The organism is Loigolactobacillus binensis (assembly GCF_005405165.1).
Taxonomy (GTDB): domain Bacteria; phylum Bacillota; class Bacilli; order Lactobacillales; family Lactobacillaceae; genus Loigolactobacillus; species Loigolactobacillus binensis.
This window is the reverse complement of sequence record NZ_BJDN01000008.1, coordinates 18,143-40,511: the sequence shown is the minus strand read 5'-3', so window position 1 is coordinate 40,511 and position 22,369 is coordinate 18,143. Positions and strand designations below refer to the sequence as shown.

Here is a 22,369-nt window from a genome sequence, read left to right as displayed (position 1 = left end):
TATATGTCAAAAGCGAAATCAAAGTCTAAAAGTCATTTATCTACATACTTGGCTGCTGGTGTTGTCGGTTTAGCCGGTGCCACTTTAGCAGGGGCTCAACAAGCACAGGCTGCGCAAACGGCTGAAGTTACTTATCAAAGTGGTGCAACTACTGTTTGGGACAATCCGTCGACTGGTCAGCAACCAACCCGCTATTTAACTAAAGGTCAATCAGTTAAAATTCAAGCAACTAAACAAGTTTATGGTGAAAAATGGTATCAAATCGGTAACGATGAATGGGTACCCGCTAAATATTTCAAAGCTGCCGCAACTGAAAAGGTTGCCGCTAAGACTAGTGATACGGTAACTGGTAATTATAAAGATGGTGCCATTACTATTTGGACGTCACCAACAAGTGGTCAGGCAAGTGGCCAATACATGGTTTATGGTCAAACCAAAACCACTACTAATAAGGTTCAAGTTGGTAATATTACTTGGTATCAGATTGGCACCAACGCTTGGGTACCAAGTGCCTATGTTGCATACAACAATACTAGCTTGGCTGGTTTGACACCAGTTGCAAGCACTAATTTGCAAGCTACTAGTACGGCTGCTACAACACCAGTTAGTGCTGCTAGTACGGCTACCAGCACGGATACGGCTAGTGCCAACGCTGCTTCAACTGCCGCTGCTAAATCGGCCGCTACAGCTAGCGCCAATGCTGCTTCTGCCGCTGCTGCATCTGTAGCCCAAGTTAAGGTTGCTCAGCAAACTGCTGCCCAATCCGCTGCCACAGCTAGTGCGAATGCTGCTAGCCAAGCTGCTGCTAAGTCGGCTGCCACGGCTAGCGCCAATGCTGCTTCCGCTGCCGCTGCTCAGGCTGCTGCCCAATCTGCTGCCACAGCTAGTGCGAATGCTGCTTCAACTGCTGCCGCTAAGTCAGCTGCCACAGCCAGTGCCAATGCGGCTAATCAGTCGGCTGCTACCGCCAGCGCGAACGCTGCCTCAACTGCTGCTGCCCAATCCGCTGCTACCGCCAGCGCGAATGCTGCTTCGGCGGCTGCTGCCAAGTCAGCTGCTACGGCTAGTGCAAATGCTGCTTCAACCGCTGCTGCTAAGTCAGCCGCTACGGCTAGCGCCAATGCTGCTACTGCTAGTCAAGCAACCGTTCAACAAACAAGTACGGCTGCCACTAGTCAGGCATCTACTAGTAACACAGCGGCATCATCAGCACAAACAACGACCGCGAATACTAGTTCATCAACGAGTAGTTCTGCCAGCACAAGTACAAGTTATGGTACTGGTGCTCAGGCTGCGATCTCTGCTGCTGAATCACAAATTGGCGTTGCTTATGTCTGGGGCGGCGAAACAGCTGGTGTTGGTTTCGACTGCTCTGGTTTGACGCAGTGGGCCTTAGCTAAGGCTGGTGTTTCGATCGGCCGTGTTACAACTGCACAAGAAAGTGCTGGAACTAAGGTTTCAATTAGTCAATTACAAGCCGGCGACTTAGTATTCTGGGGTAGTGCAGGCGCAACCTATCATGTTGCCTTATATATTGGTAATAATCAGTATGTTAATGCACCAGAGCCAGGTGAGACCGTTAAAATTGCAACGATCTCAAGCTACTTTGAACCATCATTTGGTGTACACATCAACTATTAAACTTTAAAGTAAAAGCCTTGCGTTTTGATTACGCAAGGCTTTTTTGTATTCCCAATTATTGAGCAATTGTTGTGGTGAAATCGCTACTAACGTTAAAAATTTGATTATTGGTACCGTCAAAATAGGGATTTAATTCGTTTTGATAAACTTCTGCATTATCAACCTTTTCACTGGTCAGGCCAAGTTCACGACGGATTTTACTGGAAACGCGGTTTAATTCTTTGGTTGAAGCGATCTGATAGGAAGATTGATTGATCCAAGCATCTTGGCCTTGTAACTGATCCGATTTAATGTTGCCAGCCGCATGACGGTAATCTAAAGCTAATGTTTTCAAATCAGAAAAAGTAAGATCGGTGCGCAGATTTTCGGCCAAATCTTGAGTGATCTTTTTATATTTTAAGAGTATCTTAGGTTGTGTTGCCTTTTTTAAAACGGCGCGGATAACTTGTTGTTGGCGCATTTGGCGGCCGTAATCGCCACGCGGATCTTCATGGCGCATTCGTGAGTAAGCTAAGGCTTGAGTGCCATTTAAATGGTGGACACCTTTTTTAAATTTCTGACCGCCAGTCCATACACTGGTAAAAGAAAAAGGAATATTAACATCAATACCACCGACATCATTAACAATAGTTTTTAAAGCCCCCATGTTAATGGTCATGTAATAATCAATGGGTACATTGAGTAGGCGACTGACGCTTCGTGCTGCCATTTTAGTGCCACCATAGTTGTAGGCCGCATTGATTTTTTGCATATTTCTTGGTTTAGCCCCAATTAATTCGGCCAAAGTATCGCGGGGAATGCTGACCAACTTAACTCGATTCTTATTGGGATTAACGGTGGCTACAATGATCGTATCGGAATTGCCTTTGTATTTTCGGCCATCGGCTCCGGTATCAGCCCCGAGAAGTAAAATTGAAAAGGATTTCTTTTGCTGGATTTTACTTGAAGCCTTACCGATCGAAGCATGCATCCCGGTGATCGTGTCCCCAGCATGAGAATAAAGCTTATAAGCAAAAATTCCGGTTAAAAAAATAATAATTGAAAGGACGAGTAAGATGATTTTCAGTAACGGATGATTTTTTCTTAAATGTTTACGTCCGCTACGTGTAGGTTCATCATTTTCTGACATGAGGGCCTCCTGTTAATTGCTGAAACAATTATTTTTAGATTGCTGCGGTGTTGGGGCCATTAATACTTGTATAGCGACTTACTTCGCAGTAATTAAAAATATTTAGTTACTTTCTATTATAGCTAAATCCCGGATAACTGCAATTTTATCCCAGTAGTCTAGACTGATTATTAAGGTTTATTAATAACTTGGGCTTGACGTGATAAAAAGATGGTGTTAACATGAATACCAAGTTAGAAAATAATGATAAGCAATGAAGAGAAGAGTAAGTCAGGTTATCTATTTAGCGAGCTTCGTGAGGTGAGAGGAAGTTAGTTAACTTGATCGAAGATGGTCTTGGAGCTTGATCTGTGGCGGTAGCGCTATTGATCCGTTGGCAAGCGATATTTTGCAAAGTATAGTCAGTTTTGATGTACTTATAAAGACATTGAATTGTGAAATCAATGTAAATCAGGGTGGTAACGCGAAAGCTTTCGTCCCTAAACGTTTAAATACGTTTGGGGACGAAAGCTTTTTTTATGGTTTATGTAAAAATAATTTGGGAGGTGGTTCTTTGATGTCCGTAAAGCACGAATCGAGTAAACGCTTGGTCTTTAATCAATTAGGCACTAGCACACAGAAAACAATCGATTTGGTTGTATTAAATCTAATGCCCAACAAATTAGAAACCGAAGGACAATTATTAGATTTATTTGCTGGGTTACCAGAAAACTTAACGTTAACATTTTTGTATCCACGGACGCATCACTTCAAATCACATGTGTTACCGTATTTGAAAACTAGTTATGCCACCTTGCCGGAAATTGCAACAAATGATTATGATGGTTTGATTATTACTGGGGCACCGGTAGAAACCTTAGATTACGCTGATGTTGATTATTGGCCAGAGTTTACGGAAATTCTCGATTGGGCACAACAGCATGTTCGCCAAAATCTATTTATTTGTTGGGCTGCTCAAGCTGCTTTATACGCTCAGTATGGAATTGAAAAATATGCGGTACGACCGAAAGTTTTCGGTATTTTTGAACATCACACTACCGCTGGCAGTTCCTTATTAGCCCATTTGCCGCATCATTTTTATATGCCACATTCTCGGCACACCACTTTACAGTCTAGTGATATTCGCGCTCAGGCTGATCTAAATCTATTAGTAGATGACGTGAACGTTGGTCCAGTGATCATCCAAAGTCGCGATCAGCGGCAGACCTTTATCACGGGTCATCCTGAGTACGCACAAAATACTTTAGCTCAAGAGTATCAACGCGATTTGGCCAATGGTATTCCGATCACGTTGCCAGAAAATTATTTTTATGGTAACGATGCAAATTCACGCGTACTTGAACGGTGGCATGCTTCGGGACAACAAATTGTCGCTAATTGGTTGCAACAACTTTAATAAAATTAAAAAGAGGGTCATAAAATGACAAAAAAATTAAACTTTGAAACACTGCAAGTTACGGCTGGTCAAACGGTTGACGAAACTGGTGCCCGTGCGGTACCGATCTATCAAACGACTTCCTACGTCTTTAAAGACGCCGCACAAGCAGCCGGCCGTTTTGCCTTGACCGACGCCGGCAATATCTACACGCGCCTGACCAACCCGACCACCGACGTTTTTGAAAAGCGGGTCGCCGCTTTGGAAAATGGTACAGCCGGCGTCGCTTTGGCAACTGGCTCCGCGGCGATCACCGCCGCGATCCTCAATGTGGCGGATGCTGGTGACGAAATCGTTTCGGCAAGCACCCTTTACGGTGGCACCTACGATCTGTTCAGCGTCACGTTGAAGAAATTAGGCATCACCACTCATTTTGTATCGCCTGATGACCCCACTAACTTTGAAACGGCGATCAACGAACATACCAAGGCCTTATACATCGAAACCATCGGTAACTCTGGTATCAATTTAATCGACATTGAGGCCGTTGCGGCGATCGCCCATAAACATGGGCTGATCCTGATCGCTGACAATACGTTTGGAACCCCGTATTTGATTCAGCCTTTAGATCATGGTGTCGACGTTGTGGTCCATTCCGCAACTAAATTCATCGGCGGCCACGGCACGACCATGGGTGGGGTGATCGTTGAAAATGGTCAGTTTGACTATGCGGCTAGTGGCCGTTATCCAAGTTTCACCACGCCTGATCCGCAATATAACGGGTTGGTCTGGAATGAAGTGGCCCCTGCTGCTTTCACCACTAAAGTGCGGGCGCAATCCTTACGTGATCTTGGTGGGACCATCAGCCCCTTCAACTCCTTCCTGTTGATTCAAGGCCTTGAAAGCTTGTCCTTGCGGGTTGAACGCCATGTCAGTAACACCCGCAAGATCGTCAACTATTTAAACGAACATCCAAAGGTGGCCTGGGTCAACTATCCAGAACTGGCCGACAGTCCTTATCATGCTCTAGCCGATAAATACTTCCCTAAAGGCGCCGGTTCGATCTTCACCATTGGCTTAAAAGGCGGCGAAGCAGCAGGCAAGGCCTTGATCGAACACCTGGAACTGTTCTCGTTGCTGGCCAACGTTGGCGACGCGCATTCGTTGATCATTCATCCTGCATCAACGACCCATGCCCAGCTAAATGCCGAAGAACTGAAACAAACGGGGATCACCCCTGATTTGATTCGGTTGTCAATTGGGATCGAGAACGTGGATGACCTGATCGCTGACCTTGATCAAGCCTTACAACAAATTTAGAATAGAAGTTTTAGGATTCACCAGTAAATTGAATAATCAAAAAAAACTCACGATTTTCGGTGAGTTTTTTTTGATTGTATGCGGGTTATTTTTTTTGATTTTCGGCGATCAATTCTTTGATTTTATTGATCTCACTATGCGCGTGCTCCGGTGCATCGTGGGGCAGGGTGAATTGAACTTGCATTTTATGGGGATCTAAATTGAGTGGCACCTGAATGATACTCAGAAAAGAATGCTGATCAACTGTTGCGGTGGTTGTTGTTTGTGTCAGTGCTTGAATTTTTGTTGGTTGATCTTTAAGCGATAGTAAATAGTCGGCCAAAACCCGATAAGCATAGTATTCAGCCTCGGCGTAAATTTCACCAGAGGCGCTAAGTTGGGGAATCGTCAAAAAAGCAATAAAAAAACGACCAGCCCGTTTGGTGACTTTTATTGGGAAAGTGTAGCCAAGATTAGCTGCAGCCATGTCTAAAGATCTCCTTATTCCAAATAAATTTAATGATATTGGTGTTCAATTTCATACACCACTTCAGGATCGTCGCCAGTACGTTGCCGACGATTGAGCCGAGCAATAGCAGTCATATCATCGGCCGATAATTTGAAATCAAAAATTGCCGCATTTTCCTTGATTCGTTGTGGATTTTGCGATTTAGGAATCAAAGCTAAGCCTCGTTGTAGATGCCAACGTAAAATGATTTGCGCAACAGAACGCTGGTGTTGCTGCGCAATAGCCGCTAAAGCGGGATCTTGTAAAACAGCACCACGACCTAAAGGACTCCAGGCCTGGTTGACGATATTGTGCTTACGGTCATACGCTAATAATGGTTCTTGCGATAAATAAGGATGGTTTTCAATTTGATTAACAACTGGCTGTTCATTGGCCTGGGTGGCTAAATAATCCAGATGTGTTTGGTGATAATTGGAAACACCGATGCTGGTGACAATTTTTTCGGCCTTTAGGCGTTCAAAAGCCCGCCAAGTGGCAAAAAATTGTGAATGAATCGGCCAGTGAACCAATAAAAGATCGAGATGATCTGTTTGTAAACGCTTAAGTGAAGCTTCTACTGAACGTAACGTATTGTCGTAACCTTGATTAACCTCGGCAACCTTAGTGGTAATAAATAGGTTTTTACGGGGGAGAGCTAGTTGTTGAAACGCGGTACCTAGTGCTGCTTCGTTACCATAAGCTTGTGCAGTATCAAATAAGCGGTATCCAGCCTGATAAGCAGCCTTGATTGCTGTAGTCATTGTTTCTGGTGTATTTAATTTGTAAACACCAAAGCCTAACTGGGGCATAGTATGTCCATCGGCTAATTGTAATTGTGGTTGCATGAATTCAGTCATAGCGAACTCCTTTTTCTGATCTAATTAGAAGAACTACTAAGTCTATTGTAGAGCGTAAATATCAATTTGACAATCATTCGTTATGACACGAAAAGGCCATCACATTAGGTGATCGCCTACTCTAATTAACCATTGGTCAGTAGAGGAGTTGTCGGTAACTTAATGCCTTGATCACTTAAAGCAGCAATATAAGCAGCCAAAAAATCACTTTGAATCCGGCCTTGCGCACCATTTTTAGTGTAAAGTAGGACCCGAACGGCAAAATTACCATTGCCTAGATCAACTAAGCCGAATACATCCGGGCCGGATTTAATTTCAGGGTATTGTGGCGTTAATTTTTCATTAACTTCCGTTAGTACCTTCTGAACCTTTTCAGAATCCGTATCTGGGAAAAGGCGAACATCGATTTGAACGCGCATATTGCTTCGGGAAAGATTGCTAACAATATTGATGTTGCTATTTGGAATAAAGTTCAATGTACCATCAAAGCTTTTGACCTGCGTTGTCCGCAAACCTACTGCCATTACTGTACCTTCAATTGTGCCAACCTTAATATGATCGCCGACATCTAATTGTTGTTCCAGTAAGATGAAAAAACCGGATAAAAAATCCTTAACAAGACTTTGTGCGCCCAGGCCAAGCGCTACACTCAAAATCCCAGCACTTGCAATCAATGTGCCTACTGGGACCCCTAAAATGCTTAAAATAGCGTATAAGTAAAAGAAGAAAATTAAGTATTTGAAACTATTTAAGATCAGGGTATAGATTGTTTTTGCGCGACCTTCACTTAAGTTTTGTTTAGTCTTGTAATTATTAAAGCTGCGTTCTAAAACGAACCGTGTGATGCGATTAATGACCCAGAAAAGAAGACTTAACAGCAAAAGTTCAATGGTCACAGCCACTATTTTACCTAAAATTGTTTCCCACTGAATGTTTTGTACAAAGCGCGTCAAAATATTGGTTTGTTTAGTCACGGAACCAGTGACCGTCATTAATTGTTCCACCGCCAAAATCTCCACCTAATTTCTAATATTCTGGTCTTAGTGTAGCAAAAAAAACTTAAAGATGCCAAATTACATGGACAATCGTTGAAGAAAGCGCTAAATGATGCTATCCTAAAAACATTAGATGTGCTTGCATGATCAGGTTTGCTGACCCCTGCACATTAGGGTGAGCTGTTCTTAGCTCACTGATTAAATAATAGAGGAGGCTATGCTATGACTGGTGGTGAAATTGCTGGGCTAATTGCCGCCGTCGCTTTTCTAATTTTAGTGGTTGCGTTGGTCATGCTTTTGCGGCGCGTAACTAAAGTGATGACTGAAATTCAAACAACAGTTAATGAGGCAACACGAACAGTAACGGTTGTGACGGAAGATGTGGACAATTTATCAAAGGAAGTAGAAGGTCTACTGACGAAGGCTAACGTTTTATTAGATGACGTTAATGGCAAGGTTGCTAATTTAGATCCGGTATTCCAAGCAGCAGGTGATCTAGGGGCCAGTGTTTCTGACCTTAATGAGGCAAGTCATAACTTAGTGGATAAAATAAACGATGCTGGTGTAACAACAGCTAAGGCCTCAGCGCTTAGTCGCTTTGGTGCTAGTGCGTTTCGTTTCTATCGGAAGCGGCGCCAAAATAAAGCAACTGATTCTAATGATAAAACACAACAAGGGAGCGATTTATAATGGCAAAAGGACATTTTCTATTTGGATTCTTACTAGGTGGTGCGGCTGCGTTTGCAGCAACTCGTTTGTTAGCCCCAGAATCTAGTGATGAATTAAAAGACAATTTGGCACGTAAAGTTAACGAATTTCGTGATAAAGCAGCTGATTATGCAGATTTTGCGGATGAAACCGCAGATGAGTTTACTGATATTGCCGGTGATACCTTTGACGATTTAAGCGAAACGGCTTCCAGTGCGGCTGATCAAGTGAAAGCAACGGCTGCTGAAGCCAAAGATGAGGCAGCTGATCTGCACAGTCATGTTAATGATACTGCGGACTATGCTGATATCAATCTTGAAGGTCAAAGTGCTTTTGCGGAGGCAAAGAACGCGGATGAACCAACTAGCGAGGCACCTGCTGCTAGTGAAGCACCAACAAGTGCTGATAGCAATGCTACGGATGAATAAATTAGGTGTTAAAAATGCCCCGGCCATTATGGCTGGGGCATTTTTGATGCCATTAGTTTTTGATGTATTGCAGCTCTTTAGGCGTATGAGTAAAGGGTTCATTACCAGTTGCGGTGATGTGAATACAATCTTCAATGCGGACACCGGCCACGCCAGGAATATAGATCCCCGGTTCAATGGAGAAGCACATACCAGGTTGTAATTCCATGTTGTTACCTTCCATAATTGAAGGAAACTCGTGTGTGGAAGTTCCAATACCATGACCTAAACGGTGGATGAAATATTCCCCATAACCCGCTTTGTCGATCACGTGTCGAGCAATGTGGTCGAGTTCAGCAGCGGTTAAGCCAGGCTTAGCTGCTGCTTGTGCCGTTAATTGTGCTTCTAGACAAACCTTGTGAATGTCCAAAGCTTTATCATCAGGTTGACCAAAAGCAACTGTTCGGGTTGCGTCACTCATATAACCATTGTGGACAGTTCCTAAATCAAAAAGGATTAATTGATTAGGTTGAATTTTAGTAGCTTTAGGGCCCTCGTGAGGGTCAGCAGCATCAGCACCGGCCTGGACAATAGTATCAAAACTCATTTGCATGACGCCGCGTTTCATTAAGGCATATTCAATTTCCGCGACGACTTCTTGTTCAGTTCGGCCAGCCTGAATGGCCTTAAAACCAACTTCAAAAGCATAGTCGGCTTCTTTACCAGCGGCAACCATTTCGGCAATTTCATCAGGCGTTTTAAATAATTTGGCCTGTTCAATAAACCGACTTGCGTCACCAGGGAAAGCAGCATCTGGAAAGGCTTGTTGCAAAACTTCATAGCGTCCAAAGGAAAGATCATCTTTTTCAATTGCCCAATTTTTTGGTTGTGCCTGCCGTGCTTTGACTTGGGCCGCAATCAATGCGAAGGCATCTTCATGATCAAGGTAACCGTAAGCCGGATAGGTCCAGCCGCTGGCCTTAACTGCTTCGACTTCAAGTTGGGGACCAAAATAAAATGGTGCTTGATCAGGAAAAACTAACAGCGCTTGAATTCGTTCTTCAGGATCAGCAAAGAAACCAGAGAAATAAGCAACATTAGTAGGATTACTGATATAGGCAACGTCATAATGATTAGTTGCTAACCAGTTTTGTAGATTTTGTAAATGACTCATTAAAGTAATCATCCTTTCTTGATTCCATTTTAGTATAGCATAATTAGTTGCGATAAAATTTTCAATTACACTTGACTTATATTATGAAAACTCTTATGTAAGTTTTATGAAAAAAGCATTTAAAACGCTTGCATTTATTTACAAACTTTGTTAAATTAGAAAAGGTAATTCTATGAAAATTAATGAAAACAAAGCGAGGAATTTAATAATGGACAAACAGACCATCACAATTTATGACGTTGCGCGTGAGGCCAGCGTCTCGATGGCAACCGTCTCACGTGTTGTGAACGGTAACCCTAACGTCAAACCAGCGACTAGAAAAAAAGTGTTAGAAGTGATCGATCGTTTAGATTACCGACCTAATGCAGTCGCCCGCGGTTTGGCCAGCAAAAAAACCACAACTGTTGGCGTGATCATTCCTGATGTGACGAATATTTATTTTTCGTCATTAGCACGCGGGATCGATGACGTAGCGACCATGTATAAATACAACATTATTTTGGCGAATTCAGATGAAAACGGTCAAAAAGAAATTCAAGTGCTGAATACATTATTGGCTAAACAGGTTGATGGGGTTATTTTCATGGGTAATCAGATCACTGACAGTATTCGCGCTGAATTTGCCCGTTCAAAAACGCCGATCGTTTTAGCTGGTTCTGTTGATGCTGATGAACAAGTGGCGAGTGTCAATATTGACTATGTTGAAGCAATTGAAGAAGCTACTAGTACCTTAGTGCGTCACGGTAATCAAAAGATCGCTTTTGTCACAGGGAGTTTAAGTGAACCGATCAATGGTCAATATCGGTTGAAAGGGTACAAGAAGGCTTTGACGCAGGCTAAAATTGCTTATGATCCTAATTTAGTGTTTGAAACTGAGTATAGCTATAAAGCTGGTGAAGCGATTTGGGATCGGGTCAAAGCTGCCGGCGCAACTGCTGCCGTTATTGGTGATGATGAATTGGCCATTGGGTTGCTGAACGGTGCTGGTGATGACGGCGTCAATATTCCGGATGATTTTGAACTGATCACTAGCAATGACTCCAAGTTAACCGAAATTTCACGGCCCAAGATGAGCTCAATTACCCAACCTTTGTACGATATTGGGGCTGTGGCAATGCGGCTTCTGACTAAGATGATGAATAAAGAAGACGTTGATAACCAAACAATTCTCTTACCTTATGGGATTGTCGAACGGGGAACCACCAAATAATGACAAAAAAAATAAACCTCATTCTGAGGTTTATTTTTTTGCTATTTTATTCAGTAGAAGTGGTGCTACTAGTACTAGAAGTAACTTCGCCACCATAAAGTGCACCATCGGCATTATTACCACTTAAATAATTCTTCCAGAAAGTCGCGTAATTAGCCGCAGTACCACCGATCCCGAATTTTTCCTTGGTAGTAGTTGGTTGCCAGCCATTATAGTAAGATTTAACCAACGTTCCACTAGCAGAAACGGAAGAACCACTGACCGTCAAACTGCCAGGTAGTTGGCCAGTCGCTTTGACGACAGAAGCCGTGGTGACGCCACTAGGCTTTTTACGTGTTTTGGTAGTGCCCATTACTTTGCTATCGGCTGTATAAACAGCGTTAGCTAAGTTAGACCAAAATTGATTGGTGATCTCACTGGATGAATCGGTTAAATTATATGAAGAACCGTTGTAGTTATCATAACCAGTCCAAGTGGCTAAGGTGACCGTTGGGGTACTACCTACAAACCAACTATCCCGGTTATCATTTGAGGTCCCAGTTTTGCCGACCAAATTAGTGGTGTCAAACAAGGTTTGGCTAGGAATTTGGCTAGCTGTCCCACTGGTTACAACAGAATGCATCATGTTTGATGTAATGTAAGCTGTTGCGGCCGAATAAACTTTGGTTGTTTTAGCTTTATGTTGATAAATAACCTTACCATTGGCATCCGTAATTTTATTGATCACATATGAATCAGTATGGTTACCGTTGTTGGAAAGGGTAGAGTAGGCACTGGCTTCATCGGCAACAGTAAGCCCATAGTCTGTTCCGCCTAGAGCCAAACCTAGGTTTTTATAATCATTACTGGTCAAAGTCGTAATCCCCATTTTTTCTAGATAAGGTTTGACAGAGCCTTGTTTACGAACTTGATTATAGAGATTAATGGCCGGAATATTATACGATTCCTTTAAGGCCTCACGTGCATTGATGAAACGGTTTTGGATGGTTGAACCATAGTCAGTTGGTTTATAACCGTTAAAGTTGACTTTGAAATCAGCCAATTTAGTTTCGGACCCAATAAGTTTGCGCTCGATGGCAGGTGCATAAACAGCCAAAGGTTTGATAGATGATCCTGGTGAGCGCATGGTGTCAAACGCATGATTTAATTGACTACTAGAGTAATTACGCCCGCCGATAAAACCAAGAATAGCTCCAGTTTTGTTATTCAGTAAGACACTTCCGTTTTGTACAGGTTCTTTGACTTTGACGGTGTTACCATTGGCATCAGTGGTTGTATCGTAATAAGTTTGCCCCAAAGTTGAACCCTGTTGTTTAACAACTTGTTGCATGGCATTGTAGATTGGCTTATTGATCGTACTGTAAATATGGTAACCACGGTTGGCCAACAATTGCTCTGCCTGTTGATCGTACTGTTCTGAAAGGGCGCCGTCTTTATTGACCTTTTTAGCCGACAAACCATCGGCTTGGTACAATTGTTTTTTGATAATGGTCTCTGCCTGAGAAGTCAGTAAGTTATAAACATAACCATATTTAATACTTTGCTGAGAATTCTTAGCTCGAGGTAAAAAGTCCTTGGTTAAGTCATATTTTTTAGCGGCTTGATAAGCGTGATAACTAATTTTATTATCACGGTACATCCGGAAGAGTACCGTATCTTTACGCTCTAAACCGTAAGTAATATTTTTCTTCAACCTGCCGGTATTGGTATAGGGTGTATAAACTGAAGGACTTTGCGGTAAACCAGCAATAAAGGCAGCCTGAGCTAAATTAACTTGGCTTGCTGGAACACCGAATAAGCCTTCTGCTGCTTGTTGCACACCCGCCACATTTTGGCCTTTATTGTTACGGCCAAAAGTTGCAGCATTTAAATAAGCCTGTAAGATCTCAGTTTTCGAAAAGTATTTATCAACACGCAAAGCCAATAAAATTTCAGTCGCCTTACGTTTAAAGGTCGTTTCCGAGTTTAAGATCTGCATTTTGACTAATTGCTGCGTTAGTGTCGAGCCACCGGTTGCGGCCCCAATGCCTGTTAAGCTGGATAAAAGTGCCCGAAAGACTGACTTAGGTACAATTCCTTTATGCTGATAGAAATACTGGTCTTCAGTTGAAGTGATCGCCTTTGTCAGGTTAGGCGAAATTTGATTGATCGAAACAGATTCACTGACTAAATTAGTGCGCATCGATCCTAGCCGTACATTATTGGCAAAGTAGAGATTAGAAGCTTCATAGCCACTATTGATCTCATTTTTCATAGTTGTATAACTCGGAATGTTGTCGTGACTGATCAGTGAAGCAAAGTAACCCAGTCCTAGTCCTAGACCTAGTGCGCCGACAACTAAACCAAATGCCAATAAATGGAGCAATAGACTACGAATGACACTAATACTAATATCAAAGTAATATATAATTGCTTCCTTGGTCGTGGCTGTTTCTTTTAGTGTGACGTCTGGAAAACTCAGCCGCCGTTTTATGTAATGCCATATTTGGCCCAATATGTGACCTAACCGCGGAAAGAACCCATCAGGCTTTTTTTGTTGGCGCTGATCAGTTCTAGATCTATGGTCTTTCAACATCATCCCACCTTAAAAATCTAAATACTCTTAGGTATTATAACAGATTGAATTTTATTTGCGCCGAAAAGTTGGGAATCGTAATCAAATTGAAAGACTTCCCAGCGATGCAGCGTAATCTAAGGGGAAATTAAGCGATATTAAGAATTACTTAAACTAAAAAAACGCCTAACGATTTGACGTTAGACGATCAGATTTAAAATTTAGCGATAACGCTTAATTGCTGTTATTGCTTCGGTGGCAGGATAATCAGCCGCCGGGAAAATTCGAACTCGTCCTTGGTAACGCAAGGTTTGATCACAGATTTCCAACAGCCAATCCGCAACAGGAGCCGTTAATTGGGTTTGATTAATCAATAAGGTATCGATTTGACCGGCTAGGGCAGCAGTCCGCAGTTCTTCGTGGTCAGCAGTGATCAATTTTTGATTGATCGCAAGTTCATAACGCTCACTGACGATCGCTAACAACTCAGTCTGCCACTTTGCTTGTAGTGGTTTGATTGCCGCGGTGAGTTCACTTTGACTTAAATTAAGTGGTGATCGCTCAAGCGTTAAATGCTCAGCTAAATAAGGATTTTTAGCCAACTGGCGAAATAGACTTTGATTTTCTGGTAAGGCGAATAGAATCAGTGCACGTTGGCGTTTAGCCGTTACTTTCTGGAAATAGTCTGCTACGGCCTGATAGTAATTACGGTGATCGATCTCTTTTTCAGCATCAATCGTGTTATGGCCGTGATAACTGACGTGACCACCATTACCGCCAGTGTGCGCATGGAAGTTAAGATCACCACCGCTGATCTCCGTGCCTAACGCTTGCTGTAGCGTGGTCGGTGCGGTTTCTGGTAAGGTGATCAAATTAGCGTTGCCGGCTTCAACTTGATAGAGCTGAAAGCTATCCTGATTTAAACATAATAAATCAAAATTATAGGCTAATTGTTGGGCGGCAATTTGTGGCAGTAAATTAGGCCAACTACTGACGCATGCTTGTGGTTCAACCGCGGTGTCAAGCCGCAACAAGGTAGTGTGGGCCGCGCTGGTAATGATTCCAAAGCTAGTTGGCAATTCATCTTGCCAGTACGGAATATCGGTCAGTAATGGGGTTAATTGACGTTCATAAGGTTGCCAAGCTAGATCTGGGAAAGACTCACTAAACTGACTAGCCGCCGTTTTATAAAGTTGCTTGATGATCAAGCGATTTTTAGCGGCTTGGCGGGCCGGCGCCATTTGAAAATAAAGAGAGACGAACGGGCCTTGATCGAGTTCAGTGAGTAAAGTTTTTAAATCAGTAAAAGCTGTTGTGGTCATAGGCGTTACCTCCTCAGATTAGCGGTTGTTTTAGATTAAGGTTACTTCATGCTTTCAGCTTAACACGTGCGGGAGAGCCCTTGCCACTTTGACACTTGACCGGTTTAAAAATTAACTTTTGTGACTTCACCGGAACTAAAGGTTTGCGGACCGGTAGCAGTGGTCAGTACTAATTCACCGTTGTTATTGATGTCGGTCACTGTGCCCATAACGGTTTGCTGACCTTGCTGCAGGCTAACTTGATGACCCAGTAATAGGGAGTGCGCACGATATTCGGTTAAGAAGGCACCATTTTGATAAGTTTGAAAAAGATCGAAAAATTGATTTAGAATAGCACCAATCAATTGGTTGCGTGTCAACGGTGGTTGCCCCTGAAAAAGAGCACCCACTTTAGCCTGCAACGCAGTGGGAATGGTTGCGGAAGCAGCAAAATTTAAACCGATTCCGATCACAAGGTGACTGATTTGCTGGCTTTCAAAATCTGTGATTGCTTCCGACAAAATACCGCAGATTTTTTTACCTTGATAATACAGATCATTGACCCACTTAATATCAACTTCAATGCCTGTAGTGTCTTTGATTGCTCGAAAAACAGCGGTGGCTACGGCGGTGGTCAATAAACCAACATCAGCTAGTGGTTGTGTTGGTTGAAGTAAAAGGGACAAATAGATCCCTTTTTGTTCAGGCGAAACAAAGGTCCGTCCGTAACGGCCGTAGCCAGCAGTTTGTTGATCGGCAATGAATACCTGTGGCGTGGCCAAATTATCGGCCGCTGCCTTTTTAGCCGTTTGATTGGTGGAAGGTAATTGTTGATAAATATTTAGTGGTAATGTTTTTAAAGCCGCATTCAGAGTTTGGCGAATTACAGGCGCACTTAACAAATCAGTTGGTCGGTAACGATAACCTTGGTGCGGTTTGGTTTCTAATTGGTAACCCGCGGTCTTTAAGGCCTGAATTGCTTTCCAAACGGCGGTGCGTGAAATACCTAACTGTTGACCTAATTGCTCACCTGAAAGGTATTTAGTCGGTTGTTCTAATAAAAGCGTTAATAATTTTTCTTGAGTTGACATAACAGTGACTCCATTCTGACGACTTTTTAGATAAAATATTCAAATCATTTTAAGTAAATGAACCTAAATTAGGCCGTTCCGGCAGGTCATCAGCAATTGAGCTAACTGCTGATGACAGCCATTTTTTATTAAAAAATATTGACTAAACTAAATATTATCAAGTTAACATAACCTTTATTATGTTAAATGGTCTATAATAAAGTAAAGGGGGCTTTCTTGTGACATGGCAGGATTTTCTACAACATAAATACGAACCAGCTGATTTGAAGACGGCACAGGTCACGGTTGAAGTACCAAATACCAAAGAAAAATTGGTGTTGAAGATCAATACTGATGTATTGGCAAAATTAAAGGCAGACGACGGTAAGTTGCAAAAGTTAGTGAAACATCTTTTACGGCAACACCATAAACAAACACGAGCGGAAACAATTGTCATTAATAAACGCAATTTACGCATCTTTCTGTAACCGCTGACAGGTGACTTTGAAAAGTTACTTGTTTTTTATTAGCTTGGTTGGCTGTGACTGGGCTTGATAGCCTTGATCAAGTAATTGTTGGCGTAATTCAGCATCCATGCTGTCTAAATTAATAATGAAATGATCAAGCTCAAGCTGGGCAAATGTAAAAGCGGCCAGATAGTCAATGATCTCGGCGCGGGCGGCGGTTGTTAATTTGGTTGGTTGATAAATAAATTTTAAAGTTGCTTGGTTAACTGTTTGTTCAACTGTCAAACTAGCGATGCCGCAAAATTGATGGTTTGCACGGTGTACGATGCCCCAAATCAACGCTTGGTTATGCATGATCAATTGCATTGCTTGACTAATGATCTGGGCAAAATCGGTCATTGTGTGTTGGCTGGCAATTGCGGTGTGGATCGTTTTCAATGGTGTTTGCGTCAGCCAATCTAGTGTGTAGTTAGCACTCATCATCGGATGGTAGTGCTCAAATTTTAGCAAATCTATCGACCTCATTTCTAGATATATTTGTCAAAGCCGCTCTAATTTCCTATAATTGAATTAGGAATGAGGGAGCAGCAATATGGAAAATGAATCAGCAATTAAAATGTGGTCTGCCTTTACCAACGAACATCCGGAGATTAACAGCGGCTTTGATGTTTGGTCATTTGGGGCAACACCGCAAATGGCCGATGATTTAGCAAGCCTAGTGCTTAAGCACAAAAAAACTGCTACTGCATCAAATTTTGCGTTATACGGTTTAACGAATATGCCGTTACCGCAGGTCGGCGATTACAGTGTTATTTTAGATGGTCACCAACAGGCAGTGGCGATTATTCGAACGATTGCCGTGACGGTTATGCCGTTTGGTGACGTTAGTGCCGATCATGCTTTTGCTGAAGGTGAGGGTAACCGCACCTTAGCTTACTGGCGTCAAGTCCATGAAAAATTTTTTACCGAAGAATTAGCGGCGGCGCAGCAAAAATTTACTGAGCAAACCCTAGTTCTGTTAGAACGTTTCATGCTGGTCTATCATTATTGATTTTGTTTCGTTGATTGACACTTATTTAGCATAATATCATTAGAAGGAGTAAGCAAGTAAATGCATTATCAAAGTAAGGTTTTTATGACCTATGCCCAAGAATTAGAAAAGCGTCTGAATAAGGTACTACAGGACATTAGCGATGAAGATCGTGAATTGGTTGACATTAAACTCACTCCCGTCAACAGTTCGGAAAGTATTGACAGCGAGATGCTACTGGTAGTAGTGATCTCCCGTTAATATTGGGTTTGGATCATGCTAGCGGTGTTCAGCAATCACTGTTAGCGTCTGTTTCAACAGTACAGTCAAAACAAAGCGAGCATGCAGCATGAATCATCTGCTGTGTGCTCGCTTTGTTATTAGCCTAGTTTCAGCATAATTTAATGACTTTAGCGGTGATAATGCGTATGATAAAGGTAATGATTGTAATTGGCAAAATATAAAGTGAGGGATCACCATGAGTGCTGAAGATTTAGATTATGCACAACAAGTGTTGGCAGATGCTGCTGATGGCCAAGACTACGCTTGGGTCAGTGAATACACAGGCAATCCGCATTTACCATTGACTATTCAACATACGGCTAATTGTGGATTTAAATTTGAACTGACACCACTTGAATTTGCAGCCGGTAAGCGGTGCTACATTCATCAACACTGTGGCTGGCAAGGTTAGCGGGTCACTGCGCACGACAGCCGATTTGGCGGTCGTGTTTTTTGATTGGACATTCTACAGTTAAATAGATAAATTTTAAAAAAGTGAGGTTTCAGCATGACTTTTGAGGGAATTGTTGAAGATGTGGTCAAAACGATTAAAAATCGCCGGCAGCGGCAATCTGGTGAACCTTTTACGTTGCCAGTGACATTTACTAGCAAGCATAAAATTGCTCCTGGCTGCGTGGTCTTTATCGTGGCTACAGATGGGCATTATCAGGCACAAAAATTTGATGTTCGCTATCCTGATATTGATGAAAAGGTCCAGGCCATTTACCATGGTGCTTACTTTGAATGTGACGACGATGTTGATCAGATGGCACCACTGATTGCTGCCGTAGCCGCACAATTAAAGTGATCGTATTATAATCGGTGTTGGGTTAATTATGGTGAGCCATTTTTGTCGTTTTAAAATGATTTTTGATCGGAATTGTGTAATTATTTGTGCACAGCATTCTTGCTTGTGTTTTACGGAACGCAGTTACCTTTTTAGGATCATTTTATAACGTCTAAAAGTAAGTGTGGCGGTCAGCATTAATTAGGACTATTCGAAAACGTTTTACTAAGCGTATTAAAAAATACGCATCTCGACCAACTGGTAGGGATGTGTATTTTTTGGATTGGGCTGATAGTGTTATTTATAGCTGATATAGCCGATTTAGGGACAGGATTAAAAGTTACGTCAGAAAATGATTTTCAGTATCTTTATATGATTTAGCTTAAAATAAAAACACCTAGAAATAGGTGCTTTTAAATCAGTTACAATTATTGAAAAGTATATGGAATAATTTTTATTTAGCTAGCTCGTAAATAGCCTGTGCGTAAATAGCTGTGGCTTTCAAAAAATCAGCCTTAGGGGTATATTCATTTGCTTGATGCATAACATTAGCATTTTCGTCGAATAAAGCGCCAAAGGCAACCCCACGTTTAAGCAAACGACCGTACGTGCCACCACCGACTACTGCTTGGTGACCAGGTTGGCCGGTGCGTTCTTCGAAAACCCGAAGTAATGTTGCAACCAATGGATCCTCGGGAGATACATAATGCGGCGTCATTGAATGTGCACTAGCAGTGATCTCAACCTGATAAGCCGCTAATGTTGCCTGAATATTTTTGGTGATCGTTGGGGCATCGATTCCCTTTGGATAGCGGACATTCAGTAGTAAGTCAGGAACTTGACCAGCCTGATAATGGAATAGATCAGGGCTGGCCGTTAACTCACCCATAATTTCATCAGTATAAGCGATATTTAAATGTTGCCCACGATCGGCTTGATGAAGGTGAGCCTTAATGATCGTCGCGTAGGCTTTACCGGCCTGATCCAAATCGAGTTCAGCTAAGAAGGCTGCTAGATAAGTTGCGGCGTTAATGCCCGCTTCTGGTGCCATCGAATGGGCTACTTTACCGGTTACCGTTAAGGTTATTTGCTTACCAGTTTGTTTAAGTTGGCCACTAACTGGATTGGCTGCTAGAAAGGCAGTAAAAGCAGCGTTTAAATCAGTAGTACCAGTTAAAATTGCGGTTGCATTTTGTGGTACCATATTACTACGTAAGCCGGCAGTGAAGCTTTGCAGTATTAAAGGCGCTGTTGTGGTGTGCGTTAAAGTGGGAAACTTGATGGTTAAATCAGTGATGCCTTTTTCACCATTGATGATCGGGAATTCAGCATCAGGTGAAAAACCAAAATCAGGCATTTTTTCGGTTTCTTGATAACGATTTAAGCCGGTCCAATCAGATTCCTCATCGGTGCCAAAAATCAATTGCACTTTTTTGCGTAGTGGTAGACCTAGGTCACGTACGATTTTTAGGCCATAATAAGCGGCGATTGAAGGCCCTTTGTCATCACTAGTTCCCCGGCCAAATAATTTGCCGTCTTGTTCAATTAATTTAAAGGGTTCGGTCGTCCAGCCTTCACCAGCGGGAACAACGTCCATATGAGCAAATAGACCTAGCGCTTCTGTGCCGGTACCATACTCGATTCGTCCAGCTAAGTTAGCAACATTTTTAGTGGTAAAACCGTCCCGATCACCGATGGCTAGCATTTTAAGTAATGCGTCCCGGGGACCTTCGCCTAAAGGCGCGGTGGCGGTTTTATGTTCATCATCACGTGAAGAATCAATGGCAATCAAAGCAGCGAGATCGGCCAACATTTCTGGCGTACGCTGTTGCACTTCTTTTTCCCAATCAATTGTCATGTTATGCACCTGCTTCCAAATAAGTTAAAATAAACACTATCAGCGTATCATATTTACTTGATTAGGCAATAAAATATGCCTGTTTGATGAGAAAAGGAGGCATGAACGATGGGAATTTTAGTGCGGGAGTTACTTGAACATGCGGTGATCACTGCTAGGCGAGTTAAGCTACGGCCGGTAACACTTGCCGATAACGCGGCAATGTTCACCTATGCCAGTGATCCAGCTACCGCGCATTATATTTTTCCGGTTAATTATAGCTTGGAAGACAGTAAAACTGCACTTCTAGATTTTTTTATGACGCGACCGGCTGGACAATATGGGATCGCTTCACGGGCCAATGATCAATTGATCGGTGCGGTGCAATTACTTAACTTGGATGAAAATAATCGTAAAGCTGGCTTAACCTACGTGTTAAATCCAGCGTACCAACATCAGGGGTATATGCAAGAAAGCTTAAGCGCATTACTGGCCACGTTATTTCACCAGACCAGTTTGCAGCGGCTTTACGCCTTACATGAGCCGGAGAATCAGGCTTCTGCTAAGGTTATGTTAGCTGTGGGATTGCAACAAGAAGGGTTATTACATCAAACCCTTTTACTACGCCATCAATTTGTTGATGGGTGTCTACACGCGCTTACACGTGATCAATATTTAAAGGAGCATGAGCAAGAATGAACGATATTCAGCAACAACAATTGGCTGCGGCAACGACATACATGCAGCAAGTACTTGGCCAAGATCATAGTGGGCACAGTAGTGACCATATTCAGCGGGTGGTACATTTAACTACCGCCTTATGTCGTCAAGAGCAAGTAGCGGCCTTTATTCCCTTGATGGCAGCAACATTACATGATGTGATCGATGATAAGGTTGTGACTGATGTTACGGTTGCGCGCCAGGCACTCAGTGATTTTTTGACACACCAACAAGTGTCGGCGACTGACCAAGCCGAAATCTGGTTGATCATTGATCGGCTTTCCTTCAGCAAAAATTTAGTTCACAAGCAGCAATTGCCGTTAAGTGGCCAAATCGTTCAGGATGCTGATCGCTTAGATGCCATTGGTGCGATCGGTATCGCCCGTACTTTCTATTATGGTGGGCATACTGGGGAAAAATTATACGATCCAGCAATTAAACCGCGTACGCAAATGGATAAGGCCGCTTACCGGGAGCAAAGTACTGTCATCAATCATTTTTACGAAAAGTTACTGTTACTACAAGATAGTATGAATACGGCCAGTGCTAAAAAGTTAGCGGCCCAACGGCAACAAGTGATGCAGACCTTTTTAACGGAATTTAAGGCTGAATGGAACGGTGAAGCATAAAAATAGCAGCGACCTTGTTGGCAAGGTCACTGCTATTTTTCATTAACATGTTGAATAACTTGACTGAAAATGCTGATCACATGATGATCAGCTAATGAATAATAAATCATTTTACCGGCGCGGCGATTTTTTACTAAGCCTGCTTGTTTTAGAGTTTGTAATTGATGAGAAACGGATGACTGTGACATATCCAAAACAGCGACTAAACCTGATACCGATAACTCTGATTCATATAGGGCATACAAGATGCGGGCACGAGTTTTGTCGCCAAGCACTTTAAACAGGGTGGTAATATGGGCCAGAACAGCCGCATTGGGGATCGCCTCTTGAACGGCAGCAACTAGCGCCGTTGGGGCACCAGGATTTTCCACAGCAATGCCTCCTTATTT

The 22,369-nt window shown here is 42.6% G+C and carries 24 protein-coding genes and 1 other annotated feature; of the genes, 13 read left to right on the top strand and 11 right to left on the bottom strand.

All coding sequences use genetic code 11. The features are described from left to right. Positions 1-3: 3 nt before the first annotated feature. A complete protein-coding gene (locus FFM78_RS05460; protein ID WP_137637433.1) occupies positions 4-1,641 on the top strand; it encodes a C40 family peptidase in 1,638 nt (545 codons plus the stop codon). A gap of 55 nt (positions 1,642-1,696) precedes the next feature. Here FFM78_RS05460 and FFM78_RS05455 read toward each other — a convergent pair whose 3' ends face one another. Further along, complete coding sequence (locus FFM78_RS05455) at positions 1,697-2,770, bottom strand: LCP family protein (RefSeq protein ID WP_137637432.1); 1,074 nt, start codon at positions 2,768-2,770, stop codon at positions 1,697-1,699. 244 nt (positions 2,771-3,014) lie between these two features. Then, positions 3,015-3,254: a binding site (T-box leader), on the top strand. A gap of 72 nt (positions 3,255-3,326) precedes the next feature. Here FFM78_RS05455 and FFM78_RS05450 point away from each other — a divergent pair. Together FFM78_RS05450 and FFM78_RS05445 are read left to right on the top strand one after the other, a co-directional pair. Next, positions 3,327-4,166: a homoserine O-acetyltransferase/O-succinyltransferase family protein gene (locus FFM78_RS05450; protein WP_137637431.1), complete on the top strand. Its 840-nt coding sequence runs from the start codon at positions 3,327-3,329 to the stop codon at positions 4,164-4,166. A 24-nt stretch (positions 4,167-4,190) separates the two neighbouring features. Beyond that, positions 4,191-5,465: an O-acetylhomoserine aminocarboxypropyltransferase/cysteine synthase family protein gene (locus FFM78_RS05445; protein WP_137637430.1), complete on the top strand. Its 1,275-nt coding sequence runs from the start codon at positions 4,191-4,193 to the stop codon at positions 5,463-5,465. Between the two features lie 85 nt (positions 5,466-5,550). Here FFM78_RS05445 and FFM78_RS05440 read toward each other — a convergent pair whose 3' ends face one another. From FFM78_RS05440 to FFM78_RS05430, 3 genes are all read right to left on the bottom strand, one after another. Next, positions 5,551-5,931 carry a hypothetical protein gene (locus FFM78_RS05440; protein WP_137637429.1) on the bottom strand — a complete coding sequence of 127 codons (381 nt, stop codon included), beginning with the start codon at positions 5,929-5,931 and terminating at the stop codon, positions 5,551-5,553. Positions 5,932-5,960: 29 nt separating this feature from the next. Then, a complete protein-coding gene (locus tag FFM78_RS05435) occupies positions 5,961-6,809 on the bottom strand; it encodes an aldo/keto reductase (RefSeq protein WP_137637428.1) in 849 nt (282 codons plus the stop codon). A gap of 125 nt (positions 6,810-6,934) precedes the next feature. Then, complete coding sequence (locus FFM78_RS05430; RefSeq protein ID WP_137637427.1) at positions 6,935-7,819, bottom strand: mechanosensitive ion channel family protein; 885 nt, start codon at positions 7,817-7,819, stop codon at positions 6,935-6,937. 207 nt (positions 7,820-8,026) lie between these two features. Between FFM78_RS05430 and FFM78_RS05425 the strand changes: the two genes are divergently transcribed. Together FFM78_RS05425 and FFM78_RS05420 are read left to right on the top strand one after the other, a co-directional pair. Beyond that, positions 8,027-8,494, top strand: coding sequence for a DUF948 domain-containing protein (locus FFM78_RS05425; RefSeq protein WP_137637426.1), 468 nt, complete (start codon positions 8,027-8,029; stop codon positions 8,492-8,494). Next, positions 8,494-8,940, top strand: coding sequence for a YtxH domain-containing protein (locus tag FFM78_RS05420; RefSeq protein WP_137637425.1), 447 nt, complete (start codon positions 8,494-8,496; stop codon positions 8,938-8,940). Before FFM78_RS05425 ends, FFM78_RS05420 begins: the two co-directional genes overlap by 1 nt. Positions 8,941-8,992: 52 nt before the next feature. On the opposite strand, the gene FFM78_RS05415 is transcribed toward FFM78_RS05420, so the two are convergent. Continuing rightward, positions 8,993-10,093: a M24 family metallopeptidase gene (locus FFM78_RS05415; RefSeq protein ID WP_137637424.1), complete on the bottom strand. Its 1,101-nt coding sequence runs from the start codon at positions 10,091-10,093 to the stop codon at positions 8,993-8,995. Between the two features lie 208 nt (positions 10,094-10,301). Between FFM78_RS05415 and ccpA the strand changes: the two genes are divergently transcribed. After that, positions 10,302-11,303: a catabolite control protein A gene (gene ccpA, locus FFM78_RS05410; protein ID WP_137637423.1), complete on the top strand. Its 1,002-nt coding sequence runs from the start codon at positions 10,302-10,304 to the stop codon at positions 11,301-11,303. Between the two features lie 46 nt (positions 11,304-11,349). Here the strand turns inward: ccpA and FFM78_RS05405 are convergent, their stop codons facing one another. From FFM78_RS05405 to FFM78_RS05395, 3 genes are all read right to left on the bottom strand, one after another. Then, positions 11,350-13,878, bottom strand: a complete 2,529-nt coding sequence (locus FFM78_RS05405) for a transglycosylase domain-containing protein (RefSeq protein ID WP_137637480.1) — start codon at positions 13,876-13,878, stop codon at positions 11,350-11,352. A gap of 200 nt (positions 13,879-14,078) precedes the next feature. After that, positions 14,079-15,179, bottom strand: a complete 1,101-nt coding sequence (locus tag FFM78_RS05400; RefSeq protein WP_137637422.1) for a baeRF6 domain-containing protein — start codon at positions 15,177-15,179, stop codon at positions 14,079-14,081. Positions 15,180-15,283: 104 nt separating this feature from the next. Next, a complete protein-coding gene (locus FFM78_RS05395) occupies positions 15,284-16,249 on the bottom strand; it encodes a biotin--[acetyl-CoA-carboxylase] ligase (RefSeq protein ID WP_137637421.1) in 966 nt (321 codons plus the stop codon). 218 nt (positions 16,250-16,467) lie between these two features. Here FFM78_RS05395 and FFM78_RS05390 point away from each other — a divergent pair, with 218 nt between their 5' ends. After that, entirely contained in the window at positions 16,468-16,716 is a 249-nt protein-coding gene (locus tag FFM78_RS05390; protein ID WP_137637420.1) for a hypothetical protein, read from the top strand. A gap of 24 nt (positions 16,717-16,740) precedes the next feature. On the opposite strand, the gene FFM78_RS05385 is transcribed toward FFM78_RS05390, so the two are convergent. Next, positions 16,741-17,205 carry an alanine acetyltransferase gene (locus tag FFM78_RS05385; RefSeq protein WP_137637419.1) on the bottom strand — a complete coding sequence of 155 codons (465 nt, stop codon included), beginning with the start codon at positions 17,203-17,205 and terminating at the stop codon, positions 16,741-16,743. Between the two features lie 82 nt (positions 17,206-17,287). Here FFM78_RS05385 and FFM78_RS05380 point away from each other — a divergent pair, with 82 nt between their 5' ends. From FFM78_RS05380 to FFM78_RS05365, 4 genes are all read left to right on the top strand, one after another. Further along, positions 17,288-17,746 (top strand): ASCH domain-containing protein, encoded by a 459-nt coding sequence (locus FFM78_RS05380; protein ID WP_137637418.1) that lies wholly within the window; start codon positions 17,288-17,290, stop codon positions 17,744-17,746. 60 nt (positions 17,747-17,806) lie between these two features. Beyond that, positions 17,807-17,986: a hypothetical protein gene (locus FFM78_RS05375; RefSeq protein WP_137637417.1), complete on the top strand. Its 180-nt coding sequence runs from the start codon at positions 17,807-17,809 to the stop codon at positions 17,984-17,986. A 217-nt stretch (positions 17,987-18,203) separates the two neighbouring features. Next, entirely contained in the window at positions 18,204-18,419 is a 216-nt protein-coding gene (locus FFM78_RS05370) for a hypothetical protein (RefSeq protein ID WP_137637416.1), read from the top strand. 96 nt (positions 18,420-18,515) lie between these two features. Continuing rightward, positions 18,516-18,815, top strand: a complete 300-nt coding sequence (locus tag FFM78_RS05365; RefSeq protein ID WP_137637415.1) for a hypothetical protein — start codon at positions 18,516-18,518, stop codon at positions 18,813-18,815. 433 nt (positions 18,816-19,248) lie between these two features. On the opposite strand, the gene pepV is transcribed toward FFM78_RS05365, so the two are convergent. Beyond that, entirely contained in the window at positions 19,249-20,652 is a 1,404-nt protein-coding gene (gene pepV / locus FFM78_RS05360) for a dipeptidase PepV (protein WP_137637414.1), read from the bottom strand. A gap of 108 nt (positions 20,653-20,760) precedes the next feature. Here pepV and FFM78_RS05355 point away from each other — a divergent pair, with 108 nt between their 5' ends. After that, entirely contained in the window at positions 20,761-21,330 is a 570-nt protein-coding gene (locus FFM78_RS05355) for a GNAT family N-acetyltransferase (RefSeq protein WP_137637413.1), read from the top strand. Then, positions 21,327-21,980, top strand: a complete 654-nt coding sequence (locus tag FFM78_RS05350; protein WP_137637412.1) for an HD domain-containing protein — start codon at positions 21,327-21,329, stop codon at positions 21,978-21,980. Before FFM78_RS05355 ends, FFM78_RS05350 begins: the two co-directional genes overlap by 4 nt. A 32-nt stretch (positions 21,981-22,012) precedes the next feature. Here the strand turns inward: FFM78_RS05350 and FFM78_RS05345 are convergent, their stop codons facing one another. Next, on the bottom strand, positions 22,013-22,351 hold the full coding sequence (locus tag FFM78_RS05345) for an ArsR/SmtB family transcription factor (protein ID WP_137637411.1): 339 nt from the start codon (positions 22,349-22,351) through the stop codon (positions 22,013-22,015). Positions 22,352-22,369 lie beyond the last annotated feature (18 nt).

What these genes read in the sequence shown, in the direction of transcription:
- FFM78_RS05460 (WP_137637433.1), top strand. Translation starts at nt 4, where the DNA reads ATGTCAAAAGCGAAATCAAAGTCTAAAAGTCATTTATCTACATACTTG.
- FFM78_RS05455 (WP_137637432.1), bottom strand. Translation starts at nt 2,770, where the DNA reads ATGTCAGAAAATGATGAACCTACACGTAGCGGACGTAAACATTTAAGA.
- FFM78_RS05450 (WP_137637431.1), top strand. Translation starts at nt 3,327, where the DNA reads ATGTCCGTAAAGCACGAATCGAGTAAACGCTTGGTCTTTAATCAATTA.
- FFM78_RS05445 (WP_137637430.1), top strand. Translation starts at nt 4,191, where the DNA reads ATGACAAAAAAATTAAACTTTGAAACACTGCAAGTTACGGCTGGTCAA.
- FFM78_RS05440 (WP_137637429.1), bottom strand. Translation starts at nt 5,931, where the DNA reads ATGGCTGCAGCTAATCTTGGCTACACTTTCCCAATAAAAGTCACCAAA.
- FFM78_RS05435 (WP_137637428.1), bottom strand. Translation starts at nt 6,809, where the DNA reads ATGACTGAATTCATGCAACCACAATTACAATTAGCCGATGGACATACT.
- FFM78_RS05425 (WP_137637426.1), top strand. Translation starts at nt 8,027, where the DNA reads ATGACTGGTGGTGAAATTGCTGGGCTAATTGCCGCCGTCGCTTTTCTA.
- FFM78_RS05420 (WP_137637425.1), top strand. Translation starts at nt 8,494, where the DNA reads ATGGCAAAAGGACATTTTCTATTTGGATTCTTACTAGGTGGTGCGGCT.
- FFM78_RS05415 (WP_137637424.1), bottom strand. Translation starts at nt 10,093, where the DNA reads ATGAGTCATTTACAAAATCTACAAAACTGGTTAGCAACTAATCATTAT.
- ccpA (WP_137637423.1), top strand. Translation starts at nt 10,302, where the DNA reads ATGGACAAACAGACCATCACAATTTATGACGTTGCGCGTGAGGCCAGC.
- FFM78_RS05405 (WP_137637480.1), bottom strand. Translation starts at nt 13,878, where the DNA reads ATGTTGAAAGACCATAGATCTAGAACTGATCAGCGCCAACAAAAAAAG.
- FFM78_RS05400 (WP_137637422.1), bottom strand. Translation starts at nt 15,179, where the DNA reads ATGACCACAACAGCTTTTACTGATTTAAAAACTTTACTCACTGAACTC.
- FFM78_RS05395 (WP_137637421.1), bottom strand. Translation starts at nt 16,249, where the DNA reads ATGTCAACTCAAGAAAAATTATTAACGCTTTTATTAGAACAACCGACT.
- FFM78_RS05380 (WP_137637418.1), top strand. Translation starts at nt 17,288, where the DNA reads ATGGAAAATGAATCAGCAATTAAAATGTGGTCTGCCTTTACCAACGAA.
- FFM78_RS05375 (WP_137637417.1), top strand. Translation starts at nt 17,807, where the DNA reads ATGCATTATCAAAGTAAGGTTTTTATGACCTATGCCCAAGAATTAGAA.
- FFM78_RS05370 (WP_137637416.1), top strand. Translation starts at nt 18,204, where the DNA reads ATGAGTGCTGAAGATTTAGATTATGCACAACAAGTGTTGGCAGATGCT.
- FFM78_RS05365 (WP_137637415.1), top strand. Translation starts at nt 18,516, where the DNA reads ATGACTTTTGAGGGAATTGTTGAAGATGTGGTCAAAACGATTAAAAAT.
- pepV (WP_137637414.1), bottom strand. Translation starts at nt 20,652, where the DNA reads ATGACAATTGATTGGGAAAAAGAAGTGCAACAGCGTACGCCAGAAATG.
- FFM78_RS05355 (WP_137637413.1), top strand. Translation starts at nt 20,761, where the DNA reads ATGGGAATTTTAGTGCGGGAGTTACTTGAACATGCGGTGATCACTGCT.
- FFM78_RS05350 (WP_137637412.1), top strand. Translation starts at nt 21,327, where the DNA reads ATGAACGATATTCAGCAACAACAATTGGCTGCGGCAACGACATACATG.